The organism is Tildeniella sp., assembly GCF_059505325.1.
Genome location: NZ_JCACKI010000066.1, coordinates 269174 through 285507 on the forward strand (window position 1 = coordinate 269174; position 16334 = coordinate 285507).

Consider the following 16334-nt stretch of genomic DNA (forward strand, 5'->3'; position numbering starts at 1 on the left):
TCCTGTTTCAAGTTGGAACACTCCTGTTTCAAGTTGGAACACTCCTGTTTCAAGTCGGAACACTCCTGTTTCAAGTCGGAACCTTTCGGTTTCAGGTGAGAATGTTCCTGTTTGAAATAGAAACGATGCTGTTTGAAGTAAGAACGATTCCTTCGGAAAGCTTCGCTAACGCAGTTAAAACAGAAACGATGCTGTTTAAAGTAGAAACAAGTTGCTTTGGCGACTGGAAGTCGCAGCTACAGAGACAAAGCCTGCCGCCGCAGGCTCGGATGTTCACTATTTGAGTGAGTCCGCGACGGCGGACTTCGTTGTTGTAGTCGCGGTTTTAACCGCCAGACACTTCTCAGACAACTTCTAACACCGCTCAACCGTGACTCATCGAGCAAATCGCTAGGGGCTGTCATCAATTACACTACACATAACTTGCAGCAAGGGTTCCAGCCCCTAGACTGGTGTGTTGGGGCAGGCGCGATCAGGCTGATACTGCCAGGTTTTGGAGCTAATTGATGACGCGCCCTAAACCAATGAACCTCCAACGTGAGGTCTTGAGTAACGAAAGCTGCTATAAGTGCAAGTAGCAACGAGGTATGGCTAACCCATGAGCGCTGATTCTGCCGCACTGCTACAGATAACGCCTGCGACCTCGCTAGAGGATGTGGATAACACCCTACAACCGACCCCGCTCGAAACGTCCGAGCAGTTACAGGCGTTTTATCGTCCCGAAATTAACGCGGTGCGCGGTGGCGATAAGATGCAGCGGTTGCAAATTAGCTTGAACCAGGCGACGAAGAAAAACCTTTTCTTCAAAGCGTGTGTGATGGGACATCGCGGTGTGGGCAAATCCACCGAACTGTCGCGGCTCATCAATAAAATCGACGATCGGTTCTCTACCATTCGCTTCAGTGCGATGACCGCTCTCGATCCCGGCAGTTTTAAGCCGCTGGATGTGCTGCTGTTAATGATCGTTGAGGTGGCAGAACGAACGGCTCAACCCGTTGACAAAGGCGGTGCAGGCTTACGACCCTCTGATGCCAGACTGCGCGAAATTTGGGAGTGGTTTGCCACCGAGAAAGACACCCGCGAACAGACTCAGGCAGCAACGGCAACCATTGAAGCGGGGGCAGGTGTCAAGGAAGATTCGCTATGGGGCAAGGTGCTGGGGCTGTTTGCCAACCTCAAAGGCGAAATGAAGTTTGCCGCCACACGCAAAATCGAAGTCGTCGCCTATCGCATCAGTCGGCTCACGTCGTTGATTGAGATTGCCAATCGCCTGCTGGATGAATGCAATCGGCTGCTGGAAGACGTGACGGGGCGGCAGTGGCTCTTTGTCGGCGAAGACTTCGATCGCGCGGGCATTCCATCCACCCTCATCGAAGATCTGTTCATTACCTACGCCAACATCTTTCAAGACCTCCGCGCCCACCTGATTTTCACCTTACCCATCGGGCTTTACTACTCGTCCAACGCGCCTCGCCTGCCCTTTCCCAGCGATCGCAGCTACGTCATTCCCGATACCCCCATGTATCGCCTTGACCACACTCCCAACGAAGATGGACGTAAGGCAGTTGAGGCAGTTCTACAGGCGCGAATGGATCTCAACCTCTTTGAACCCAACCAACTGCTGCGAGTCGTTGTGGCATCAGGCGGCAACCTGTCCAATGTGTTCAGTCTGGTCAATTATGCCGCCATTAGTGCCCTGATCCGAGAGGCAACGCAGATCAATGAAGCAGACGTGACGGGAGCGATTGTGAATCTCCGCAGCGATTATGAGCGCCGACTGGGACAAAGCCCCTTCGATCGCGAAGAAGTCACCTATAGCGACAAAGCTGACTTGCTCAAACGCATCTACAAAGGTGAAAAAGCCGCCCAAATGACCAATCCGGTGCTGTATTCGCTGCTCAACGCCCGTGCCGTACAGGAATTTAACGGGCAACGCTGGTTTGGGGTGCATCCCCTCGTGGTAGACATCCTGGCAGCCCAAAATCAGTTAGAACCAGACAGTGCAGGAGCCATTTTAGGTGGAAGCGTCTAACCCCTCGCCCCCCTCAGTGGGAAGCATCATTGATACGACGCAGCGCTTGCGGCTGTGGGCAGGACGATCGGGGAGTGGCATGACACGAGTGGAGTTTAGTTCAGAGTTTGCCCGTCAGCGGGTGATGCAGGCGTTAAAAACGGCTCTGCTGGAGCGATCGATTCCCCTGCATGAGGTGACACTACCCACCTATCAAGACCCGGTTGCCTTAGTTGACTATCTCTTAAAGACACTCAACCAGCTTGAATCGGGAGTCGTCTCCATCACTGGCTTTGCCACCGCGTTTTCTACTCAAACGCCCCTGCCCGATGCCCTGCGAATCGTGAACTTTAACCGAGAGCGTTTGGTACATCTGCCGCTGCGCCAGATCTGGTGGATGACACCCGTGTTTTTGCAGACAGCCATCCACGCCATGCCCGACCTCAACCGCTGGTTTATGCTTCAGCTACAGTTGACCGAGGCAATGGTGAACTCATCGCCGTCGCCCTTAGTCGCCCAGGCGACTGGCTCTACAGCCAATATTGACGATGCCTATCAGCGATCGCACCATCTCATCCGTGAGTTTGAACAGGCGCGCACTGCCGGAGCAACCACCCAAGAACTCTTGACCACTTACCTGTTGCCCGCTCTGGAAGCACTTGCCGACGTGGCTGCCCAGCAGCAACTCCACGACCTGACCACTCAGTTTGAAGGACTGCTGGGACAACTCAAGTACGGCGACTCTCCCGCACTGGCAACCAGCCTGGGTCGGTTGGCAGAACTCTACCGTGAGCAGGGACGCTTCGGGCAGGCAGAACCGCTTTTCCTCAGAGCCTTGGCAATTCAGGAGCAGCAGCTAGGCGCAGACCATCCCGCTGTGGCAACCACGCTGAACAATCTGGCATTGCTCTATAAGTCTCAGGGGCGCTACGGGCAGGCAGAACCGCTGTATCTCAGAGCGTTAGCGATTGGGGAACAGCAGTTAGGCGCAGACCATCCGGAGGTAGCAACCACGCTGAACAATCTGGCAAACCTCTACAAGAATCAGGGACGCTACGCGGAGGCAGAACCGCTGTACCTCAGAGCATTGGCAATCAGTGAACAGCAGCTAGGCGCAGACCATCCGGAGGTAGCAACCACGCTGAACAATCTGGCAAACCTCTACAAGAATCAGGGACGCTACGCGGAGGCAGAACCGCTGTACCTCAGAGCATTGGCGATCGGGGAACAGCAGCTCGGCGCAGACCATCCCCTTGTAGCAACCTATCTGAACAATCTGGCAAACCTCTACGAGGCTCAGGGACGCTACGCGGAGGCAGAACCGCTGTACCTCAGAGCATTGGCGATCGGGGAACAGCAGCTCGGCGCAGACCATCCCCTTGTAGCAACCTATCTGAACAATCTGGCAAACCTCTACGAGGCTCAGGGACGCTACGCGGAGGCAGAACCGCTGTACCTCAGAGCATTGGCGATCGGGGAACAGCAGCTCGGCGCAGACCACCCCGCTGTGGCAACCAGATTGAACAATCTGGCATACCTCTACCGCGCTCAGGGACGCGACACGGAGGCAGAACCGCTGTACATTCGCACGATCGACATTGATGAGCGTTGTTATGGCTGCGATCATCCTGAAGTGGCGATCGATCTAATTAATCTGGCATACCTCTACCGTGCTCAGGAACGTTACGCGGAGGCAGAGCCGCTGTATCTGCGGGCATTAGCCATCCGGACTGAGAAACTAGGAGACGACCATCCCAAGACCCAAACGCTGCGGCAAAACTTCCGGGGCTTTTTGCAGTCAGTGATGGAGGCAGGGAAAACGGGGCAACTCTCCGACCATCCAGCGACGCAAGACCTGTTGCGACAGATGAGGGAGGGGAGGGAGGAATAGGGTGTGGGGTGTAGGGTGTGGGGTGTAGGGGTAAAGCGGTAGTACGGAAAGGAACTGGAGACAATAGACTAGATTCAGGCAAAACTAACCCTCGCCGCTATGAACACTCAACTGGTTGATTCACTCGTCCAGGCGATTCTCTCCCTCCCAACCGAAGAACGTGCCCTCTTAGGCGAAAAACTCGCGACAGCCAGCCCCCTCAAAGCAGCAAGCAACAGTGTTTGGACTGAGGAAGCCGTTGATGTTTTTCTTGCCCTCGGACGCGATGCCGTTCCCGGTCGCTTAAAAAATACTGCCGTTAACCACGATCGCTCTCTCTACAGCAATCCAGAATGAATCGGCTCTTTGTCGATACCAGCGCCTGGGCAGCGATCAGTGAGTTTCCACCGAGTTAGCTTGCTTCGATCGCCGCACCGCCCGTCTGACCCCAAACATCAGGTAGCAGTGTCACCCACGAAGTTGGCACCGAGACCACATCCAGCGTTTCTCCCTGCTCAAACACCTCCAAGACATAACCCGGTTCGGGCTGTTTAGCAGTTGCAGGTAAGCGATCGACAATCACTGCACGATCGCCCGCTTTTATAGCCGTGTTAGGAATATCCTGGTTCAAAACAACCCAATGAAAAATGGCATCCGTTGGCATTTTGTCCTAACCTCTCTTCCTCTTGTCGCGATCGCTTGCTTTATCTGGATACAACGTAATGAAGCGAATAGTATCTGAATCTTCGTCTTGCTGCCAAATTATAATAACCCTGAGCCTTTGACCATTCAGCCCATCCCACTGAGCTTTCACCTTGAAGCGATCGCCCCAGTCAGTAGACATCACCTCTGCTACTTCGGCGATTGCCATTGCACTGAGTCTATTTCGCTTGAGCAGTTGCCAGGTTTGTAGCGTGTAGCCAGCACTTGCTAAAAACTCAGACTTATCATCCTCAGCTTGGTAAACAAGAAGATAATGAGTCAACTTCCGATCTTGAATCACCAAGCCTGACGGCACTTTCATCAGTAATGCAATCCATTTTGCTCAGGCACTTCATCATACAAGCGATTTGTGCAGGGCAAACGGGGCAACTCTCGGAGCATGAGGTGACGCAAGACCTGCTGCGACAGATGAGAAATGGGAGTGGGGAGTAGGGAGTAGGGAGTGAGGGAAGATAGAGGGATGAAGAATGAGTAAGGGCGATTGACTGAATGAATCAGCAAGTCAAGGCGCTGGGCATTGATCTTAGTCAGCCATTAAAGACGGAGAAAAAAGTGGAAACAATCAAGCTAACAACGGATGGAAACAGTCAAGTCGTCGTTTTGCCAGAACAGTTTCATCTGGCGGGTAGTGAAGTTTACGTCAAAAAAATGGGCAATGCGATCGTGCTGCTATCGAAAGACGATCCGTGGCGATCGCTGTTTGAAAGTCTAGAGCAATTTTCTGATGACTTTATGGACGCAAGCGATCGACTCCCACTGCAATCGCGTGAGGAGCTGTTTGAGTGAGATTCTTGCTCGACACAAACATCTGCATCTACATCATTAAGCGCAAACCGCAGCAAGTAGTCGATCGCTTTCAAGCTTTGAATTTATCTGACGTTGGCATTTCATCGATTACCGTAGCAGAGCTAGAATATGGCGCTTACAAAAGCCAGCGCATCGAACAGAATCGAGCCGCCCTCAGCCAATTTTTACTGCCACTGGAAATTGTTCCGTTTGACGAAAGAACAACTCAAGCTTATGGAGAACTTCGAGCCACACTTGAACGGCAAGGAACAGTCATTGGAGCGATGGATCTGTTGATTGCAGCCCAGGCAATTGCCCTGAACCTGACACTGGTTACTAATAACACCAATGAATTCTCTCGCATTCAGAACCTAGAGTTAGATAACTGGGTGCTTTAAGCAAGGCGATCCAGGCAAATTGATTCGGGTAGGTGAAACGGGGCAACTCTCCGATCATTCAGCGACGCAAGACCTGCTGCGACAGATGAGGGAGGGGAGTGGGGAGTCGGGAGTTGGGAGTGGGAAGTAGAAGGTAAAAGGCAGAAAGTAAGGTGAGAAGAGTGGGGGGAGGCGATTGGCTCCTCAGCAACGTGCGATCGCGCTTCAGACAGCAAGCAATAATAGAGACATATCTCATTTGGATTTTGCCGATGCATCTGAGCACCGAACTGCCCGATCGCCTTGCTCAAGCGATCGCAGACTACATTCAAGATCAACCCCACCCAACGAATATCCCTGACGTTCTGCAAACCGCTCTAGAAACCTTTTTATCCGAACGCGGCTATCTCTCCCAAAGCAGAAAACGCCTCCATATTACCCCCGCCGAACACGGCAGTGGCTATCGCAATACCTCGATCGAACACGATCAAGTGCTTGCCAACATCGATCAGGAAACGTCGGCGTGAAAAGCGTGCTTGCCGATACAGGACCTCTCTATGCCGCTTACGATCCAAGCGATCGCTATCACGCTCAAGCGTTGGCAGAAATAGAACGCTTGACGAACCAAAAACTCACCGTGTTGGTTCCCTACCCTATATTTCTCGAAGCCCATAGCCTTATCGTTAAACGGTTGGGAACCATGATCGGCTTTCGGTACATGCAGGAGATCGCTGCTGGCGCAGACTTCCTTCAACCGACGATCGCCGATTATCAAGCCGCTACCCAACTGATTCAGCACTATTCAGACCAGGCAATTACCCTCTTTGATGCCACCACCACCGCGATCTCGCAACGACTAAAGCTTGCCGTTTGGACTTATGATTTCCACTTTGATGTCATGCAAGCGACCGTTTGGCGATGAGAGGCATACGCAGGCAGCAGTTCAAACGTGACAATCAGAGAAGGCTTTTCTACCAAGCCAAACTCAGCCGGATCTTCCCCTTGTAGATGCAGCGCCACTGCCTCACGCAGACTTTGCACAACCTCATCCAGACTGTTCGCTTGAGACACAACAGCAATCTCCTCACACTCGGCAACATAACCGTTTTGTTTACCGAAGTAGATTGTTGCTGTGATATGGTCTCGCAAAGCCATCAGCTATTCCTTCACCAGAGTGTCTCTTACAGACTATCATGCCCATCTCGCCGACCATCCAATGATGCAAGACCTGTTGCGACAGATGAGAGAGGGGAGAGAGAAATAGGGTGTGGGGTGTGGGGTGTGGGGTATCGGGATTCAGAACTGTAAGGACGAGTAGAATTGGGGAAAGCACAGTCGTTCGTGACCCAACATTTCTATGGAACCTGCTGAAGCCTATCCCTTCGCGCAAGAATTGATTACCGACGCTCAAGGGCACGTCCGCAAAGTCATTCTAGACCTTGCCGATTACCAAGTATTGCTTGCCGCCATAGAGGACGAAGGGCTATATCGTGCTATGCAAGCGGTGCGTCACGAAACGCCGCTTACCCTTAGTGCAGCCCTGAGTGCGTTGGAAGAATCGTGAACACCAGCTACCTCCCCAGCTTTATTCGAGATCTAAAGGCACTTAAAAAAACACCTGTTTTCGAGACTATTAAAACTCTTGCCTTCCAGGAAATCCCCAGCTACGATCGCCTGGATCAAATTAGTCAGCTTAAAAAGCTCAAGGGAGACGACAACGCGTATCGTCTTCGGGTTGGCGACTACCGCATTGGCATCTTCATTCAAAACAATGTCGTGACCTTTGCCCGTGTCCAGCATCGACGAGACATCTACCGCTCTTTCCCGTAAACCAAGACCTGCAAGGGAGTGGGGTTGTAGTGATGAGGGATGAAAGTGCAGGCGGGTAGAATTGGGAAACGAGTGGAGAGGAACACCAACCCATGAAAAACATTAAAATTATTGTCGAGCAACATCCAGACGGCTACGTTGCCTATCCTCTTGGCATCGAAGGCATCGTCATTGGTGAAGGCGATAGCTATGAAGAAGCCCTTGCCGATGTCAAATCAGCCCTTCGCTTCCACATCGAAACCTTTGGTGAACACGTGCTCAACCCTGAAACACCCGTCTTAGAAGCGTTTATCGCCGAGGCGCTGATCTAATGCCCAAGTTTCCAGTCGATGCTCCCAAAGCGCGAGTCATCCGGGCACTGGAACAACTGGGCTTTGCGATCGTGCGTGAGAAAGAGCATATTTCAATGGTGTGCTCAAACGAGGATGGCACCGAAACCCCTCTGACCTTACCGAACCACAAGCAAATCAAAAGCTCTACGTTGAGAACCCTTTGTACACAAGCAGGCATTACTTGCGATGAGTTCTTGAACGCTTATCAAAATAGCTAACGTGGTCGAAATTTTCTTAACTCGTAATGAATGATGTGATCAGTTCTGTCTGAAGCACGATCGGCGTTCCCAACTCCTGCAATAGAAGCCCTGGAGATGGGAGTGGGAAGTAGGGGAGGGTGTTTCGACTGAGTTAGCTTGGTTCGATCGCTGAACTCTTTGTACGTCCCCGAGCGTCAGGTAACAGCGTCACCCACGAAATCGGCACAGAGATCACGTCCAGCGTTTCTTGCTGCCAAACAACAATGACCTTTCCAAAGCCTTAATCACCATCTCTGCATTAGTCACGCAAGTCCGACCAACTGAGCGCTCAGTTCCCACAGGCGATCGGCTTTCTCATCATCGCGTGCCTGGGGCGAAACTTTCTGCACAAACGACTTACCATCTTTCTTCTGACGATTCCCCCAGCTCCAGTAAGCACCCGACTGCTTGTATTCAGGATCAGCAACTACAACGGCAACCCGCTCACCCGCCAACTCCTGAGACACATAGCCGCCCGTAATGTTTTTCTGAAACAGCGGAAAGAGCTTTTGGAACAACGGATAGTGGTTACGGAACAGCGGTGTATCTGCCACGCAACCGGGATAGAGTGAGCTAAAGATGATGCCCGTTGACTCGTGATAGCGCCGATGCAGCTCGCGCATGGTCAACACGTTGCAAACTTTGCTGTCTTTGTATGCCTTGACGGGTTCAAATTTCTTGCCGTCAATCATGGCGATCGGTGCCTTAAAGCCATCAGCAAACCCCTTCAGATCGCCCAAATCGGGACGTGGTGGAATCTTGCCACCCAGTTCATCGGGGTTATGCGTCACGGTACCTAAAATGACAAGCCGTGGCTCACCAGACGCAGCGTGCTTCAAATCTTCCAGCAGAAGATTGCACAACAGGAAATGTCCAAGGTGATTAGTAGCGACCGTTAACTCAAAACCTTCAGGGCTACGCAGAGGCTCTTTGATCAACGGCATATAGATGGCAGCGTTGATTACTAAGGCATCCAGCGATCGTCCTTTTGCCCTGAAGTGAGCCACAAACTGGCGCACACTGTCTAGCGAGGCGACATCAATGTGCATAAGAGTGTAGCTATCTTTCGGCATCGCCACCTGTTGGGCAACCTGCTCCGCTTTTGCCAAGTCTCGACACGCCATCACGACGTGCCATTCATGCCGTGCGGCAAGAGCTTTCGCTGCATACAGCCCGACTCCCGACGATGCGCCCGTGATTACGACTGTCCGCGATCGATCTTGTGTCATTTTGTTCAGTCTCCGTTGTCCCACTGACTGTCTTCAGGATCTCACATTGTTGCCGACCAAGACTATTTTGGAGGAAGTCAGCAGGGAAAAGGTAGGAGGCAGAAGGCAGAAGGCAGAAGGCTAAAGTGAGAAACTGACCGATGACTGCTCCCAAAACTCCTTACCCCTCTCCCCTCTCCCCTCACTCCTCTCCCCTCTCCCCCTCACTTCCCACCAATCGCTTGCTCCCACTGCCGACCCAGATACAATAGTGAGAAGACCTACGGACAGACGCGACCCATGACGGCTCCTTCGGAATTAGAAACGTTACCCCAACAGGACTTCGCCCTTGATGCCAATCCGGCTTTGGCGCAGGATTTGAGCGTGGCTACAGAAGATGTCATTGCAGACGATGTGCTGGATGATGTCGAAATGTCGTTGTTCGACCATTTGGAAGAACTGCGTCAACGTATCTTTTACGCGCTAATCGCCGTTGCGGTAGGCATTGTCGGCTGTTTCTTCTTCGTTAAGCAGATTGTTCAACTACTCGAAGTTCCGGCTGGTGCGGTCAAGTTTCTTCAACTGGCACCGGGAGAATACTTCTTCGTTTCGATGAAAGTAGCAGCCTACAGCGGTGTACTGCTGGCAAGTCCCGTTATTTTGTACCAAATTATTGCGTTTGTGCTGCCAGGTTTGACCCGTAGCGAACGTAAATTACTCGCCCCGATCGTCTTTGGCTCTAGCTTTCTGTTCGTCGGTGGCTTGGCGTTTGCCTACATTGCATTGATTCCTGCGGCGCTCAATTTCTTCATCTCGTACGGCGCAGATGTCGTGGAGCAACTCTGGTCAATCGATCGCTACTTCGAGTTCATCCTGCTGCTCATGTTCAGCACTGGGCTTGCCTTCCAAATTCCGATCATTCAAATGCTCCTCGGTCTACTGGGCATCGTCTCTTCTAAGCAAATGCTGTCCGGCTGGCGTTACGTCTTCCTTGGAGCCGCCGTTCTCGGTGCTGTCCTGACCCCTTCCACTGATCCACTGACTCAAAGCCTGTTAGGTGGCGCAGTCGTCGGACTCTATTTTGGTGGCGTTGGTTTAGTGAAGCTACTAGGCAAGTAGCGCGATCGAGCCAGCAAGCCAATTTCTTGCATCACCACAAACCTATCTCAACGATAAGGCTGTGTGTAGAGCCATCACATGTAACGGCTCTCCACATAGCAACTCTTACGGCATGGGATGAAACAAAAGGTCTGGGAAAACGTAGTTGAACAATGCCCAGGTAGAAACCGCAATGGACGTTGCAACGATCGCAAGCACAGGGGCAGTAGAAAGATACCGAAGAAAAAAGTTAGCTTGGCTGTCTGGTTTTGCCATGATCAAGTGTTGAGTGAACGGTAGAACGACTTCAGCCTAACGATGATTGCTGTTTCTGCGCTCAATCAAAAGGAGGATGCAGATGACTCAATCCCTATAGGCTAAAGCTTGAAGTACCGTGTGACAGAGCCGATCGCGCTGGCAGATCCTAGCTCTAAGTTTCTCAGTTATGGCGGTTCCCATTAGAGTGCGGTACAAGGGCTGAGGGTTTAAGGCAGAAGGCAGGAGGCAGAAGGCGGAAGGCAGGAGGAAAGCCGCCGTGCTCTTAAACGTCTGACCTCGTTCGACTGAGCGCTGTTCGGCTGAGCGCTCACGTCGAAGCTCACGTCGAAGCTCACGCCGAAGTCTGCCTTCTGCCTCTTTGCGACTTTACTTCACTGGATTAGGAACCGCTATATCGACAACAGCCAGCATCAACGCCGTGAAGTGAGACAGCAGAAATTGGCACTGCTACGACAGCAACGCTACTCGTTAAAACTTACAGCAAGCCAAAAGCAAAAAAAAGAGTGTGTCGAGCCTTCACCGCTATCAGGTTAAACAAACTCACTTTCTGGTAAAAAACCGTAGCATAGCGCCACTGGTGAATCTGAAGCACCATTCATGGCGCACTCTGTGCGTCCACACTGAGTACAGTTTGATTGCGTGGGCAAAATTAGCTCAACCGCAGGATAAACGCTGATCCCCTGATTGATAAACCCCTGGGCTTCTAGATCTGAAATCGTGCTGCAAATTAGGATTGCTTTATCAATGCCAAGCGCGTCCCGTTGGTAATTGATTTGCCTTAACGTTTCCCCAAAGCCTTGCGAGTCGGGTTTAATCAACACCAGCACCTTTTCAGTACGGCTAATGAAACAGTTAGGATTGTCCTGTTCAAAAAAGTCTTTGTACTGAAGCGTGAAGGTGCCATCGGGGTAGCGTAAGGTACGCATCTGCCGTAGAAAGGGGAGGGTGAAGTTCCCGCCAGGATCGATCGCGTACCACCACGATTTGTGCCATGCATCATAGGGCAAGTGTAGAATCTCTTCAATTTGCTCCGAGTGAAACCCCGATTCGGCAAGGAGAGAGACGGTGAGAGACAGTGGCAGACTGTTTCCCAGCGTTTGAAGATCCGATTCATGCTGAGTCAACCTTGCCAGTTCCCGACTTTCAAGCGTGCGGCTACTATTCGCCACAGTCCGCTCAGTCCGCTCTTCAGGCGCTGCCAACCTGCAACGCTTGGACTCAAACTGCACAATGCCGTCAGCAGTTTGCTGATTGCCTGTGGGTACACCTACCTGAGTTGAGATGGCATGAACATGCTGCCCTTTTGCCAGGGTGGGGATGCAGTTTTCGAGCAGTGATTGCAGTACATGCCGATCGGCGATCGCCAGTGCAATTTGAATCTGATCATGCAGATTTTGTGTTCGGGCTGAATCGCTGATTGGATAGAAGAGAGGATTCATTGGCATAGTCACTGTTCCTCATCACTACTGCACGTTAGCGATCATTGTGAAATAGTTTTAGCAAAACCGTCCCCTTATTTGAGCTTCTCTTAAGAAATCGATAGCTTCTGCCAACCCAACGGTAGCCACTGTTACGAAGCGGTGTCATTAGCCCAACAAAACCCAGCTCCTGCCTGTTCACAGCAACCGTTTGAGCAACGACATTTTCTGCATAGTGAGCGATCGGCTGACCGCTGACCGCTGACCGCTGACCGCTGACCGCTGACCGCTGACCGCTGACCGCTAACCGCTGACCGCTAACGACCAAAAACCAGTGATTTTACAAAAAATGACGTTGCCTGGATGCGCAATGCCATAATGGAACCACTAACTGCTTACGTTCAATTCGCAACCCGCTATACGTTATGTCACAAGGACAGGGATTTGGCTTCGGTCTCGGCAAAATGAAGGAGCTGACAGAAGCCTTCAAGAAAGCGCAACAGGTTCAAGAGGGAGCCAGAAAGCTTCAAGAAGAACTGGAACAGATGGAAATTGAGGGTGAATCCGGTGGTGGATTGGTGAAGGTTGTTCTTAGTGGCAACCAGGAGCCTCTCGGTGTCACGATTTCGCCTGATGTTCTTGGTGAGGGTGCAGAGGTGCTCTCAGATCTGGTTACGGCAGCGATGAAAGATGCCTACAACAAATCGACCGCCACTATGAGGGAGAGGATGGAAGAGCTAACTGGTGGACTCAACCTGCCTGGTATGTAAGAGACTTTGGACGAGATTACAGGCTGCGGCTGATGGCAGACATCAGATGAAGTATTGCTCCCGAACGTCCGGCGTTTAGAGCTTCTGCCGATAGACTCATCCCCAACACGTTGATTTTGTGGAGTTTGGGCATAGCCAATGCCTTACAAGCTGCTATTCGTTTGTCTCGGTAACATTTGCCGCTCTCCCTCGGCGGAGAATATTATGAATCATCTGATCGCTCAAGCAAATTTGAGCGATCGCATTGTCTGCGACTCAGCAGGCACGGCTGGTTATCACATTGGCAGTCCACCTGACCGACGCATGGCGATCGCTGCCCAAAAGCAAGGCATTGTTCTGTGCGGTAGTGCGCGGCAGTTCATTCGTTCAGATTTCGAGACGTTCGATCGCATCCTTGCGATGGATCGAGAGAATCTTGCTAACATCCTCGCACTTGACCCAACAGGCAAATATCGGGAGAAAGTGCGGCTCATGTGTGATTTTTGCACTCGCCACACGCTCCAAGAAGTCCCCGATCCTTACTACGGCGGGGCAGAAGGATTCAATCAGGTGATTGATCTGCTGTTCGATGCCTGCGAAGGGTTGTTGGTTGACGTAACCAACGAACTAACGATCAGTCAATAGCGCTCTATGCTGTAGCACTCTAGCCTTGTGAACAGGACTAACGCGTTAAGCGATCAGCTTTTTCTGACGACTGACTTCTGACAGCCTGTACGATCGCTCTATAACGCTTCGATCGCCTGCTTCAAATCAGCCGTCAACAGTTGGGCACTTTGCTTCGGCATTTTCAAATCGTAAGCCGCAACGCGGAGGGGTTGTCCAATGCAAACCTTGACGCGGCAACGCCAAGGGGCAAAGGGCTTGCTGTAGTAAACGCGAATGGGCACAACCTTAATGTCCAGATCTGGCTGGCTGGCTTCTGCTTGTAGCGCCAGTCTTGCCAATCCCGGCTTAAGTCGCTGTACCTGCGTTTCCCGAAAAATATTGCCTTCTGGAAAGATGACAAGGGCTTGTCCGTCCTGTAACAATTCAACGCCATGACGCAGACTCGCGATCGCTGGACGCTTGGTGTCGATCGGAAACCCGCCTAAGCGCCGAATAAACCAGCCTTGCAGTCCCCTGACCTCATCTGCCGAAACCATGAAGCGTAAGTGACGACCCGTAATATCATGCCCTGCCGCATAGGGGATCATCATTGCATCCCAGCGGGAGCGGTGAGTCGGGGCAAGAATGATCGGACCCGTTCGAGGTAGGTTTTCGCGCCCGTTGATTTCAATCCGCCTGAAGTAGAAGGGCGCAACGATATGGCGACCCAGCGGATAAACCAGTGATGCCAACCACGAAGAGCACTGAGAGTCTGCTGGAACCGCTACTGGCTGACTGTGATGAAGGGCTGATCCTTTCAGTACGCGCACGACCAGCGACGCATTTGACTCTGCCTGTCCCGCAGACGAATGAACAGCGTCGATATAGACGGGTTTTTGACAAGCTTTTTGCTCGTAACCGAGCGGACTCGTCTGATTATCAAAATCTGATGGCAGTTGCCCTGTGGCGTAAAGCGGTCTAGATGGATCAAGCAAGTTCATAGCGTACACAGCGACAGACGAGATGCGGAAACTACACGTACGACTACCGTAGAGTGCTTTGGGATCACCGTCGTCCTCTCTAAGGACACTTTTTAGGGTGGCATGAGCTGATTTTGGTCGTGCGATCGAGCAGAGTGATCAGACGCAGAACGACTGCGACGTAAGGCAAACCAGGACTGTAGCTGCTGACGACAAGGCGTTTCCAGAATGCCGCCCAGCACAGACAGATGGTGGTTAGAACAAGCGCTGTCCGGTAGATTCAAGACCGATCGCACAGCGCCTGCTTTTGGATCGTCGGCTCCGTAAACCAACCGTCCTAACCGTGCCAGCACTAAGGCACCTGCACACATAGAGCAGGGTTCTAGCGTCACATAGAGGGTACATTGAGTCAAGTGCCAGCTACCGAGGGCACGTCCCGCCATGCGTAGTGCCAAAATTTCGGCGTGGGCGGTCGGGTCATGATCCCGTTCGCGACGGTTTTCAGCCTCGGCGATCGCCTGCCCATTCGCCCCTACGATGATCGCGCCAACAGGAACGTCACCTGCATCGCCTGCACTTTGGGCAAGCGCGATCGCCCGCTCCATCCACTGGCGATGCCGTAGATATTCTGGATGGTCGAAGAGAGAGGACGGCAAGGGGAGTGGGGAGTGGGGAGTGGGGAGTAGGGGAAGAGTTTTGAGTTTTGAGTTTTGAGTTCTAAATTTTGAATTGCCTCCTCTGCCTTCTGCCTTTAGCCTTCTGCTAACAGCAAATCGAGCTGTCCTTTCTGATCAAGCTGATAGAGATCATCGCAACCGCCGATATGCTGTTGATTAATAAAAATCTGCGGCACAGAGCGTCGTCCGTTAGCACGTTCTGCCATTTTGGTTCTGGCAGCGTCATCCCCATCAATTTTATAGTCAGTGAAACGAACGCCTTTCCACCACAACAGCAGTTTGGCGCGAATGCAGAAGGGGCAGGTCTGCCAGGTGTAGATTTCGACGCTGGCATTAATTTGCTCAGGATGGCGCTTGAGCAATGAGTTGAGCATTTTCAGCATTGATTTATTACTCCACGATCGCGTTGATTCAGTCGTTCAAAACGAAGGAAAGGGTACGACTATGAGTATGCCAACTCCAGCGAGTGCGATCACGACTGAAAACGCCAGTAGCTTCAGTCGATTTTGCGTGGGCGAGGATGTGGGTAACCGTGGTGTGGTTGTTTGCCGCGATCGAGTTTGAACGGAAGGACTCAGCCAGAGGAGCATACTGCCCAGCGTCATAAGGCTGCCCAAGATCGCCGCTGTACCTGCAACCCAGGCAAGAATAAACCAAGTAATCTGTGACATGGGCGCTACAGTGTGGCAACTGTAAATTTGTAATGCCAGACAATTTAAAGTTTATCGCTAGTTCGCGCCAAAAGTCCCCCAGTCATAAACCAGGGGACGCTGTAATGAAGCTGCGAAGGTTTGGCTTTACTCAGAGTGCTGCCTAGACATCGTACATGCGGCATTCAAGGGCATCGGGGCGTTCCTCGCAGTAGCGATCGAAGCTCGTTTGAGTATGAAGGCGACGATCGGCAGTTGTAGCCTGCACTTCTTCGACGGCATCCCAGGCGGCAGCACATTCACTAGAGAGATCGCCGTTGGTGCTGCAAGCAATACGTGCGTCTTCCAGCATTGATGGTAGTTGCTCTTCAAGTGTGGCAGCGCTGTTCGTTTCGAGTCGCTTAGACATGGTTGGATGAATCTCCTGTAACTAATGTTTTTGTAAAACCAGGTTTTTGTGGCGTTAACCTGCTCATTCGCACCGATGTATGTGTGCTCTAT

Annotated in this window: 28 protein-coding genes; 15 read left to right on the plus strand and 13 right to left on the minus strand. The window is 51.9% G+C overall.

Annotated elements, in window-relative coordinates:
- From AC5JO6_RS24280 to AC5JO6_RS24295, 4 genes are all read left to right on the plus strand, one after another.
- On the plus strand, window positions 1-284 hold a 284-nt coding region (locus tag AC5JO6_RS24280; protein ID WP_496083615.1), incomplete at its 5' end, for a hypothetical protein.
- A gap of 314 nt (window positions 285-598) precedes the next feature.
- A complete protein-coding gene (locus tag AC5JO6_RS24285; RefSeq protein WP_496083616.1) occupies window positions 599-2032 on the plus strand; it encodes a hypothetical protein in 1434 nt (477 codons plus the stop codon).
- The gene (locus AC5JO6_RS24290; protein ID WP_496083617.1) at window positions 2019-3902 is read left to right on the plus strand and encodes a tetratricopeptide repeat protein; all 1884 of its coding nucleotides are present in this window, start codon (window positions 2019-2021) and stop codon (window positions 3900-3902) included. Before AC5JO6_RS24285 ends, AC5JO6_RS24290 begins: the two co-directional genes overlap by 14 nt.
- A gap of 99 nt (window positions 3903-4001) precedes the next feature.
- Window positions 4002-4238 carry a hypothetical protein gene (locus AC5JO6_RS24295; protein WP_496083618.1) on the plus strand — a complete coding sequence of 79 codons (237 nt, stop codon included), beginning with the start codon at window positions 4002-4004 and terminating at the stop codon, window positions 4236-4238.
- A 55-nt stretch (window positions 4239-4293) separates the two neighbouring features.
- On the opposite strand, the gene AC5JO6_RS24300 is transcribed toward AC5JO6_RS24295, so the two are convergent.
- Entirely contained in the window at window positions 4294-4545 is a 252-nt protein-coding gene (locus tag AC5JO6_RS24300) for a DUF4926 domain-containing protein (protein ID WP_496083619.1), read from the minus strand.
- A 6-nt stretch (window positions 4546-4551) separates the two neighbouring features.
- Window positions 4552-4905: a DUF6883 domain-containing protein gene (locus AC5JO6_RS24305; RefSeq protein ID WP_496083620.1), complete on the minus strand. Its 354-nt coding sequence runs from the start codon at window positions 4903-4905 to the stop codon at window positions 4552-4554.
- Between the two features lie 188 nt (window positions 4906-5093).
- On the opposite strand from AC5JO6_RS24305, the gene AC5JO6_RS24310 reads away from it, so the two are divergent.
- A complete protein-coding gene (locus AC5JO6_RS24310) occupies window positions 5094-5390 on the plus strand; it encodes an antitoxin (RefSeq protein ID WP_496083621.1) in 297 nt (98 codons plus the stop codon).
- Window positions 5387-5788 carry a type II toxin-antitoxin system tRNA(fMet)-specific endonuclease VapC gene (vapC, locus tag AC5JO6_RS24315; protein WP_496083622.1) on the plus strand — a complete coding sequence of 134 codons (402 nt, stop codon included), beginning with the start codon at window positions 5387-5389 and terminating at the stop codon, window positions 5786-5788. The genes AC5JO6_RS24310 and vapC overlap by 4 nt, the downstream gene beginning before the upstream one ends.
- 58 nt (window positions 5789-5846) lie before the next feature.
- Here the strand turns inward: vapC and AC5JO6_RS24320 are convergent, their stop codons facing one another.
- Window positions 5847-6026 (minus strand): hypothetical protein, encoded by a 180-nt coding sequence (locus tag AC5JO6_RS24320; protein ID WP_496083623.1) that lies wholly within the window; start codon window positions 6024-6026, stop codon window positions 5847-5849.
- Window positions 6027-6039: 13 nt separating this feature from the next.
- Between AC5JO6_RS24320 and AC5JO6_RS24325 the strand changes: the two genes are divergently transcribed.
- Together AC5JO6_RS24325 and AC5JO6_RS24330 are read left to right on the plus strand one after the other, a co-directional pair.
- Window positions 6040-6294, plus strand: a complete 255-nt coding sequence (locus tag AC5JO6_RS24325) for a hypothetical protein (protein WP_496083624.1) — start codon at window positions 6040-6042, stop codon at window positions 6292-6294.
- Complete coding sequence (locus AC5JO6_RS24330; protein WP_496083625.1) at window positions 6291-6689, plus strand: type II toxin-antitoxin system VapC family toxin; 399 nt, start codon at window positions 6291-6293, stop codon at window positions 6687-6689. Before AC5JO6_RS24325 ends, AC5JO6_RS24330 begins: the two co-directional genes overlap by 4 nt.
- Here the strand turns inward: AC5JO6_RS24330 and AC5JO6_RS24335 are convergent.
- Window positions 6644-6922: a type II toxin-antitoxin system HicB family antitoxin gene (locus AC5JO6_RS24335; protein ID WP_496083626.1), complete on the minus strand. Its 279-nt coding sequence runs from the start codon at window positions 6920-6922 to the stop codon at window positions 6644-6646. The two genes, AC5JO6_RS24330 and AC5JO6_RS24335, sit on opposite strands and share 46 nt — an antisense overlap.
- 202 nt (window positions 6923-7124) lie before the next feature.
- On the opposite strand from AC5JO6_RS24335, the gene AC5JO6_RS24340 reads away from it, so the two are divergent.
- From AC5JO6_RS24340 to AC5JO6_RS24355, 4 genes are all read left to right on the plus strand, one after another.
- A complete protein-coding gene (locus AC5JO6_RS24340) occupies window positions 7125-7331 on the plus strand; it encodes a RelB antitoxin-like protein (RefSeq protein WP_496083627.1) in 207 nt (68 codons plus the stop codon).
- On the plus strand, window positions 7328-7597 hold the full coding sequence (locus AC5JO6_RS24345) for a type II toxin-antitoxin system RelE family toxin (protein WP_496083628.1): 270 nt from the start codon (window positions 7328-7330) through the stop codon (window positions 7595-7597). The genes AC5JO6_RS24340 and AC5JO6_RS24345 overlap by 4 nt, the downstream gene beginning before the upstream one ends.
- 92 nt (window positions 7598-7689) lie before the next feature.
- Entirely contained in the window at window positions 7690-7908 is a 219-nt protein-coding gene (locus AC5JO6_RS24350) for a type II toxin-antitoxin system HicB family antitoxin (RefSeq protein ID WP_496083629.1), read from the plus strand.
- Entirely contained in the window at window positions 7908-8147 is a 240-nt protein-coding gene (locus AC5JO6_RS24355) for a type II toxin-antitoxin system HicA family toxin (RefSeq protein ID WP_496083630.1), read from the plus strand. The genes AC5JO6_RS24350 and AC5JO6_RS24355 overlap by 1 nt, the downstream gene beginning before the upstream one ends.
- Window positions 8148-8431: 284 nt before the next feature.
- On the opposite strand, the gene AC5JO6_RS24360 is transcribed toward AC5JO6_RS24355, so the two are convergent.
- Entirely contained in the window at window positions 8432-9397 is a 966-nt protein-coding gene (locus AC5JO6_RS24360) for a protochlorophyllide reductase (RefSeq protein ID WP_496083631.1), read from the minus strand.
- 279 nt (window positions 9398-9676) lie between these two features.
- On the opposite strand from AC5JO6_RS24360, the gene tatC reads away from it, so the two are divergent.
- A complete protein-coding gene (gene tatC / locus AC5JO6_RS24365) occupies window positions 9677-10495 on the plus strand; it encodes a twin-arginine translocase subunit TatC (protein ID WP_496083632.1) in 819 nt (272 codons plus the stop codon).
- A 105-nt stretch (window positions 10496-10600) separates the two neighbouring features.
- Here the strand turns inward: tatC and AC5JO6_RS24370 are convergent, their stop codons facing one another.
- The 3 genes from AC5JO6_RS24370 to AC5JO6_RS24380 form a co-directional block, all read right to left on the minus strand.
- A complete protein-coding gene (locus AC5JO6_RS24370; protein WP_496083633.1) occupies window positions 10601-10750 on the minus strand; it encodes a PsaJ protein in 150 nt (49 codons plus the stop codon).
- 533 nt (window positions 10751-11283) lie between these two features.
- Window positions 11284-12198, minus strand: a complete 915-nt coding sequence (locus tag AC5JO6_RS24375) for a hypothetical protein (RefSeq protein WP_496083634.1) — start codon at window positions 12196-12198, stop codon at window positions 11284-11286.
- Window positions 12199-12226: 28 nt separating this feature from the next.
- Window positions 12227-12499, minus strand: a complete 273-nt coding sequence (locus AC5JO6_RS24380; RefSeq protein ID WP_496083635.1) for a hypothetical protein — start codon at window positions 12497-12499, stop codon at window positions 12227-12229.
- A gap of 97 nt (window positions 12500-12596) precedes the next feature.
- On the opposite strand from AC5JO6_RS24380, the gene AC5JO6_RS24385 reads away from it, so the two are divergent.
- Both AC5JO6_RS24385 and AC5JO6_RS24390 read left to right on the plus strand, forming a co-directional pair.
- Entirely contained in the window at window positions 12597-12941 is a 345-nt protein-coding gene (locus AC5JO6_RS24385) for a YbaB/EbfC family nucleoid-associated protein (protein ID WP_496083636.1), read from the plus strand.
- 138 nt (window positions 12942-13079) lie between these two features.
- Complete coding sequence (locus tag AC5JO6_RS24390; protein WP_496083637.1) at window positions 13080-13565, plus strand: low molecular weight protein-tyrosine-phosphatase; 486 nt, start codon at window positions 13080-13082, stop codon at window positions 13563-13565.
- Between the two features lie 98 nt (window positions 13566-13663).
- Here AC5JO6_RS24390 and AC5JO6_RS24395 read toward each other — a convergent pair whose 3' ends face one another.
- From AC5JO6_RS24395 to AC5JO6_RS24415, 5 genes are all read right to left on the minus strand, one after another.
- Window positions 13664-14527, minus strand: coding sequence for a lysophospholipid acyltransferase family protein (locus tag AC5JO6_RS24395; RefSeq protein WP_496083638.1), 864 nt, complete (start codon window positions 14525-14527; stop codon window positions 13664-13666).
- A 92-nt stretch (window positions 14528-14619) separates the two neighbouring features.
- Window positions 14620-15111, minus strand: a complete 492-nt coding sequence (tadA, locus tag AC5JO6_RS24400; protein WP_496083666.1) for a tRNA adenosine(34) deaminase TadA — start codon at window positions 15109-15111, stop codon at window positions 14620-14622.
- A 146-nt stretch (window positions 15112-15257) separates the two neighbouring features.
- On the minus strand, window positions 15258-15566 hold the full coding sequence (grxC, locus tag AC5JO6_RS24405) for a glutaredoxin 3 (protein ID WP_496083639.1): 309 nt from the start codon (window positions 15564-15566) through the stop codon (window positions 15258-15260).
- A 36-nt stretch (window positions 15567-15602) separates the two neighbouring features.
- Entirely contained in the window at window positions 15603-15854 is a 252-nt protein-coding gene (locus tag AC5JO6_RS24410; RefSeq protein WP_496083640.1) for a hypothetical protein, read from the minus strand.
- A gap of 142 nt (window positions 15855-15996) precedes the next feature.
- Window positions 15997-16242 carry a Calvin cycle protein CP12 gene (locus AC5JO6_RS24415; protein WP_496083641.1) on the minus strand — a complete coding sequence of 82 codons (246 nt, stop codon included), beginning with the start codon at window positions 16240-16242 and terminating at the stop codon, window positions 15997-15999.
- Window positions 16243-16334 lie beyond the last annotated feature (92 nt).

Bases quoted from the DNA above. Each gene is read 5' to 3' on its own strand.
- AC5JO6_RS24300 (WP_496083619.1), bottom strand. From the start codon at position 4,545: ATGCCAACGGATGCCATTTTTCATTGGGTTGTTTTGAACCAGGATATT.
- grxC (WP_496083639.1), bottom strand. From the start codon at position 15,566: ATGCTGAAAATGCTCAACTCATTGCTCAAGCGCCATCCTGAGCAAATT.
- AC5JO6_RS24410 (WP_496083640.1), bottom strand. From the start codon at position 15,854: ATGTCACAGATTACTTGGTTTATTCTTGCCTGGGTTGCAGGTACAGCG.
- AC5JO6_RS24390 (WP_496083637.1), top strand. From the start codon at position 13,080: ATGCCTTACAAGCTGCTATTCGTTTGTCTCGGTAACATTTGCCGCTCT.
- AC5JO6_RS24360 (WP_496083631.1), bottom strand. From the start codon at position 9,397: ATGACACAAGATCGATCGCGGACAGTCGTAATCACGGGCGCATCGTCG.
- AC5JO6_RS24325 (WP_496083624.1), top strand. From the start codon at position 6,040: ATGCATCTGAGCACCGAACTGCCCGATCGCCTTGCTCAAGCGATCGCA.
- AC5JO6_RS24385 (WP_496083636.1), top strand. From the start codon at position 12,597: ATGTCACAAGGACAGGGATTTGGCTTCGGTCTCGGCAAAATGAAGGAG.
- AC5JO6_RS24320 (WP_496083623.1), bottom strand. From the start codon at position 6,026: ATGAGATATGTCTCTATTATTGCTTGCTGTCTGAAGCGCGATCGCACG.
- tadA (WP_496083666.1), bottom strand. From the start codon at position 15,111: ATGGAGCGGGCGATCGCGCTTGCCCAAAGTGCAGGCGATGCAGGTGAC.
- AC5JO6_RS24395 (WP_496083638.1), bottom strand. From the start codon at position 14,527: ATGAACTTGCTTGATCCATCTAGACCGCTTTACGCCACAGGGCAACTG.
- AC5JO6_RS24375 (WP_496083634.1), bottom strand. From the start codon at position 12,198: ATGCCAATGAATCCTCTCTTCTATCCAATCAGCGATTCAGCCCGAACA.
- AC5JO6_RS24340 (WP_496083627.1), top strand. From the start codon at position 7,125: ATGGAACCTGCTGAAGCCTATCCCTTCGCGCAAGAATTGATTACCGAC.
- AC5JO6_RS24370 (WP_496083633.1), bottom strand. From the start codon at position 10,750: ATGGCAAAACCAGACAGCCAAGCTAACTTTTTTCTTCGGTATCTTTCT.
- AC5JO6_RS24350 (WP_496083629.1), top strand. From the start codon at position 7,690: ATGAAAAACATTAAAATTATTGTCGAGCAACATCCAGACGGCTACGTT.
- AC5JO6_RS24295 (WP_496083618.1), top strand. From the start codon at position 4,002: ATGAACACTCAACTGGTTGATTCACTCGTCCAGGCGATTCTCTCCCTC.
- AC5JO6_RS24355 (WP_496083630.1), top strand. From the start codon at position 7,908: ATGCCCAAGTTTCCAGTCGATGCTCCCAAAGCGCGAGTCATCCGGGCA.
- AC5JO6_RS24415 (WP_496083641.1), bottom strand. From the start codon at position 16,242: ATGTCTAAGCGACTCGAAACGAACAGCGCTGCCACACTTGAAGAGCAA.
- AC5JO6_RS24335 (WP_496083626.1), bottom strand. From the start codon at position 6,922: ATGGCTTTGCGAGACCATATCACAGCAACAATCTACTTCGGTAAACAA.
- AC5JO6_RS24310 (WP_496083621.1), top strand. From the start codon at position 5,094: ATGAATCAGCAAGTCAAGGCGCTGGGCATTGATCTTAGTCAGCCATTA.
- AC5JO6_RS24285 (WP_496083616.1), top strand. From the start codon at position 599: ATGAGCGCTGATTCTGCCGCACTGCTACAGATAACGCCTGCGACCTCG.
- AC5JO6_RS24305 (WP_496083620.1), bottom strand. From the start codon at position 4,905: ATGAAAGTGCCGTCAGGCTTGGTGATTCAAGATCGGAAGTTGACTCAT.
- tatC (WP_496083632.1), top strand. From the start codon at position 9,677: ATGACGGCTCCTTCGGAATTAGAAACGTTACCCCAACAGGACTTCGCC.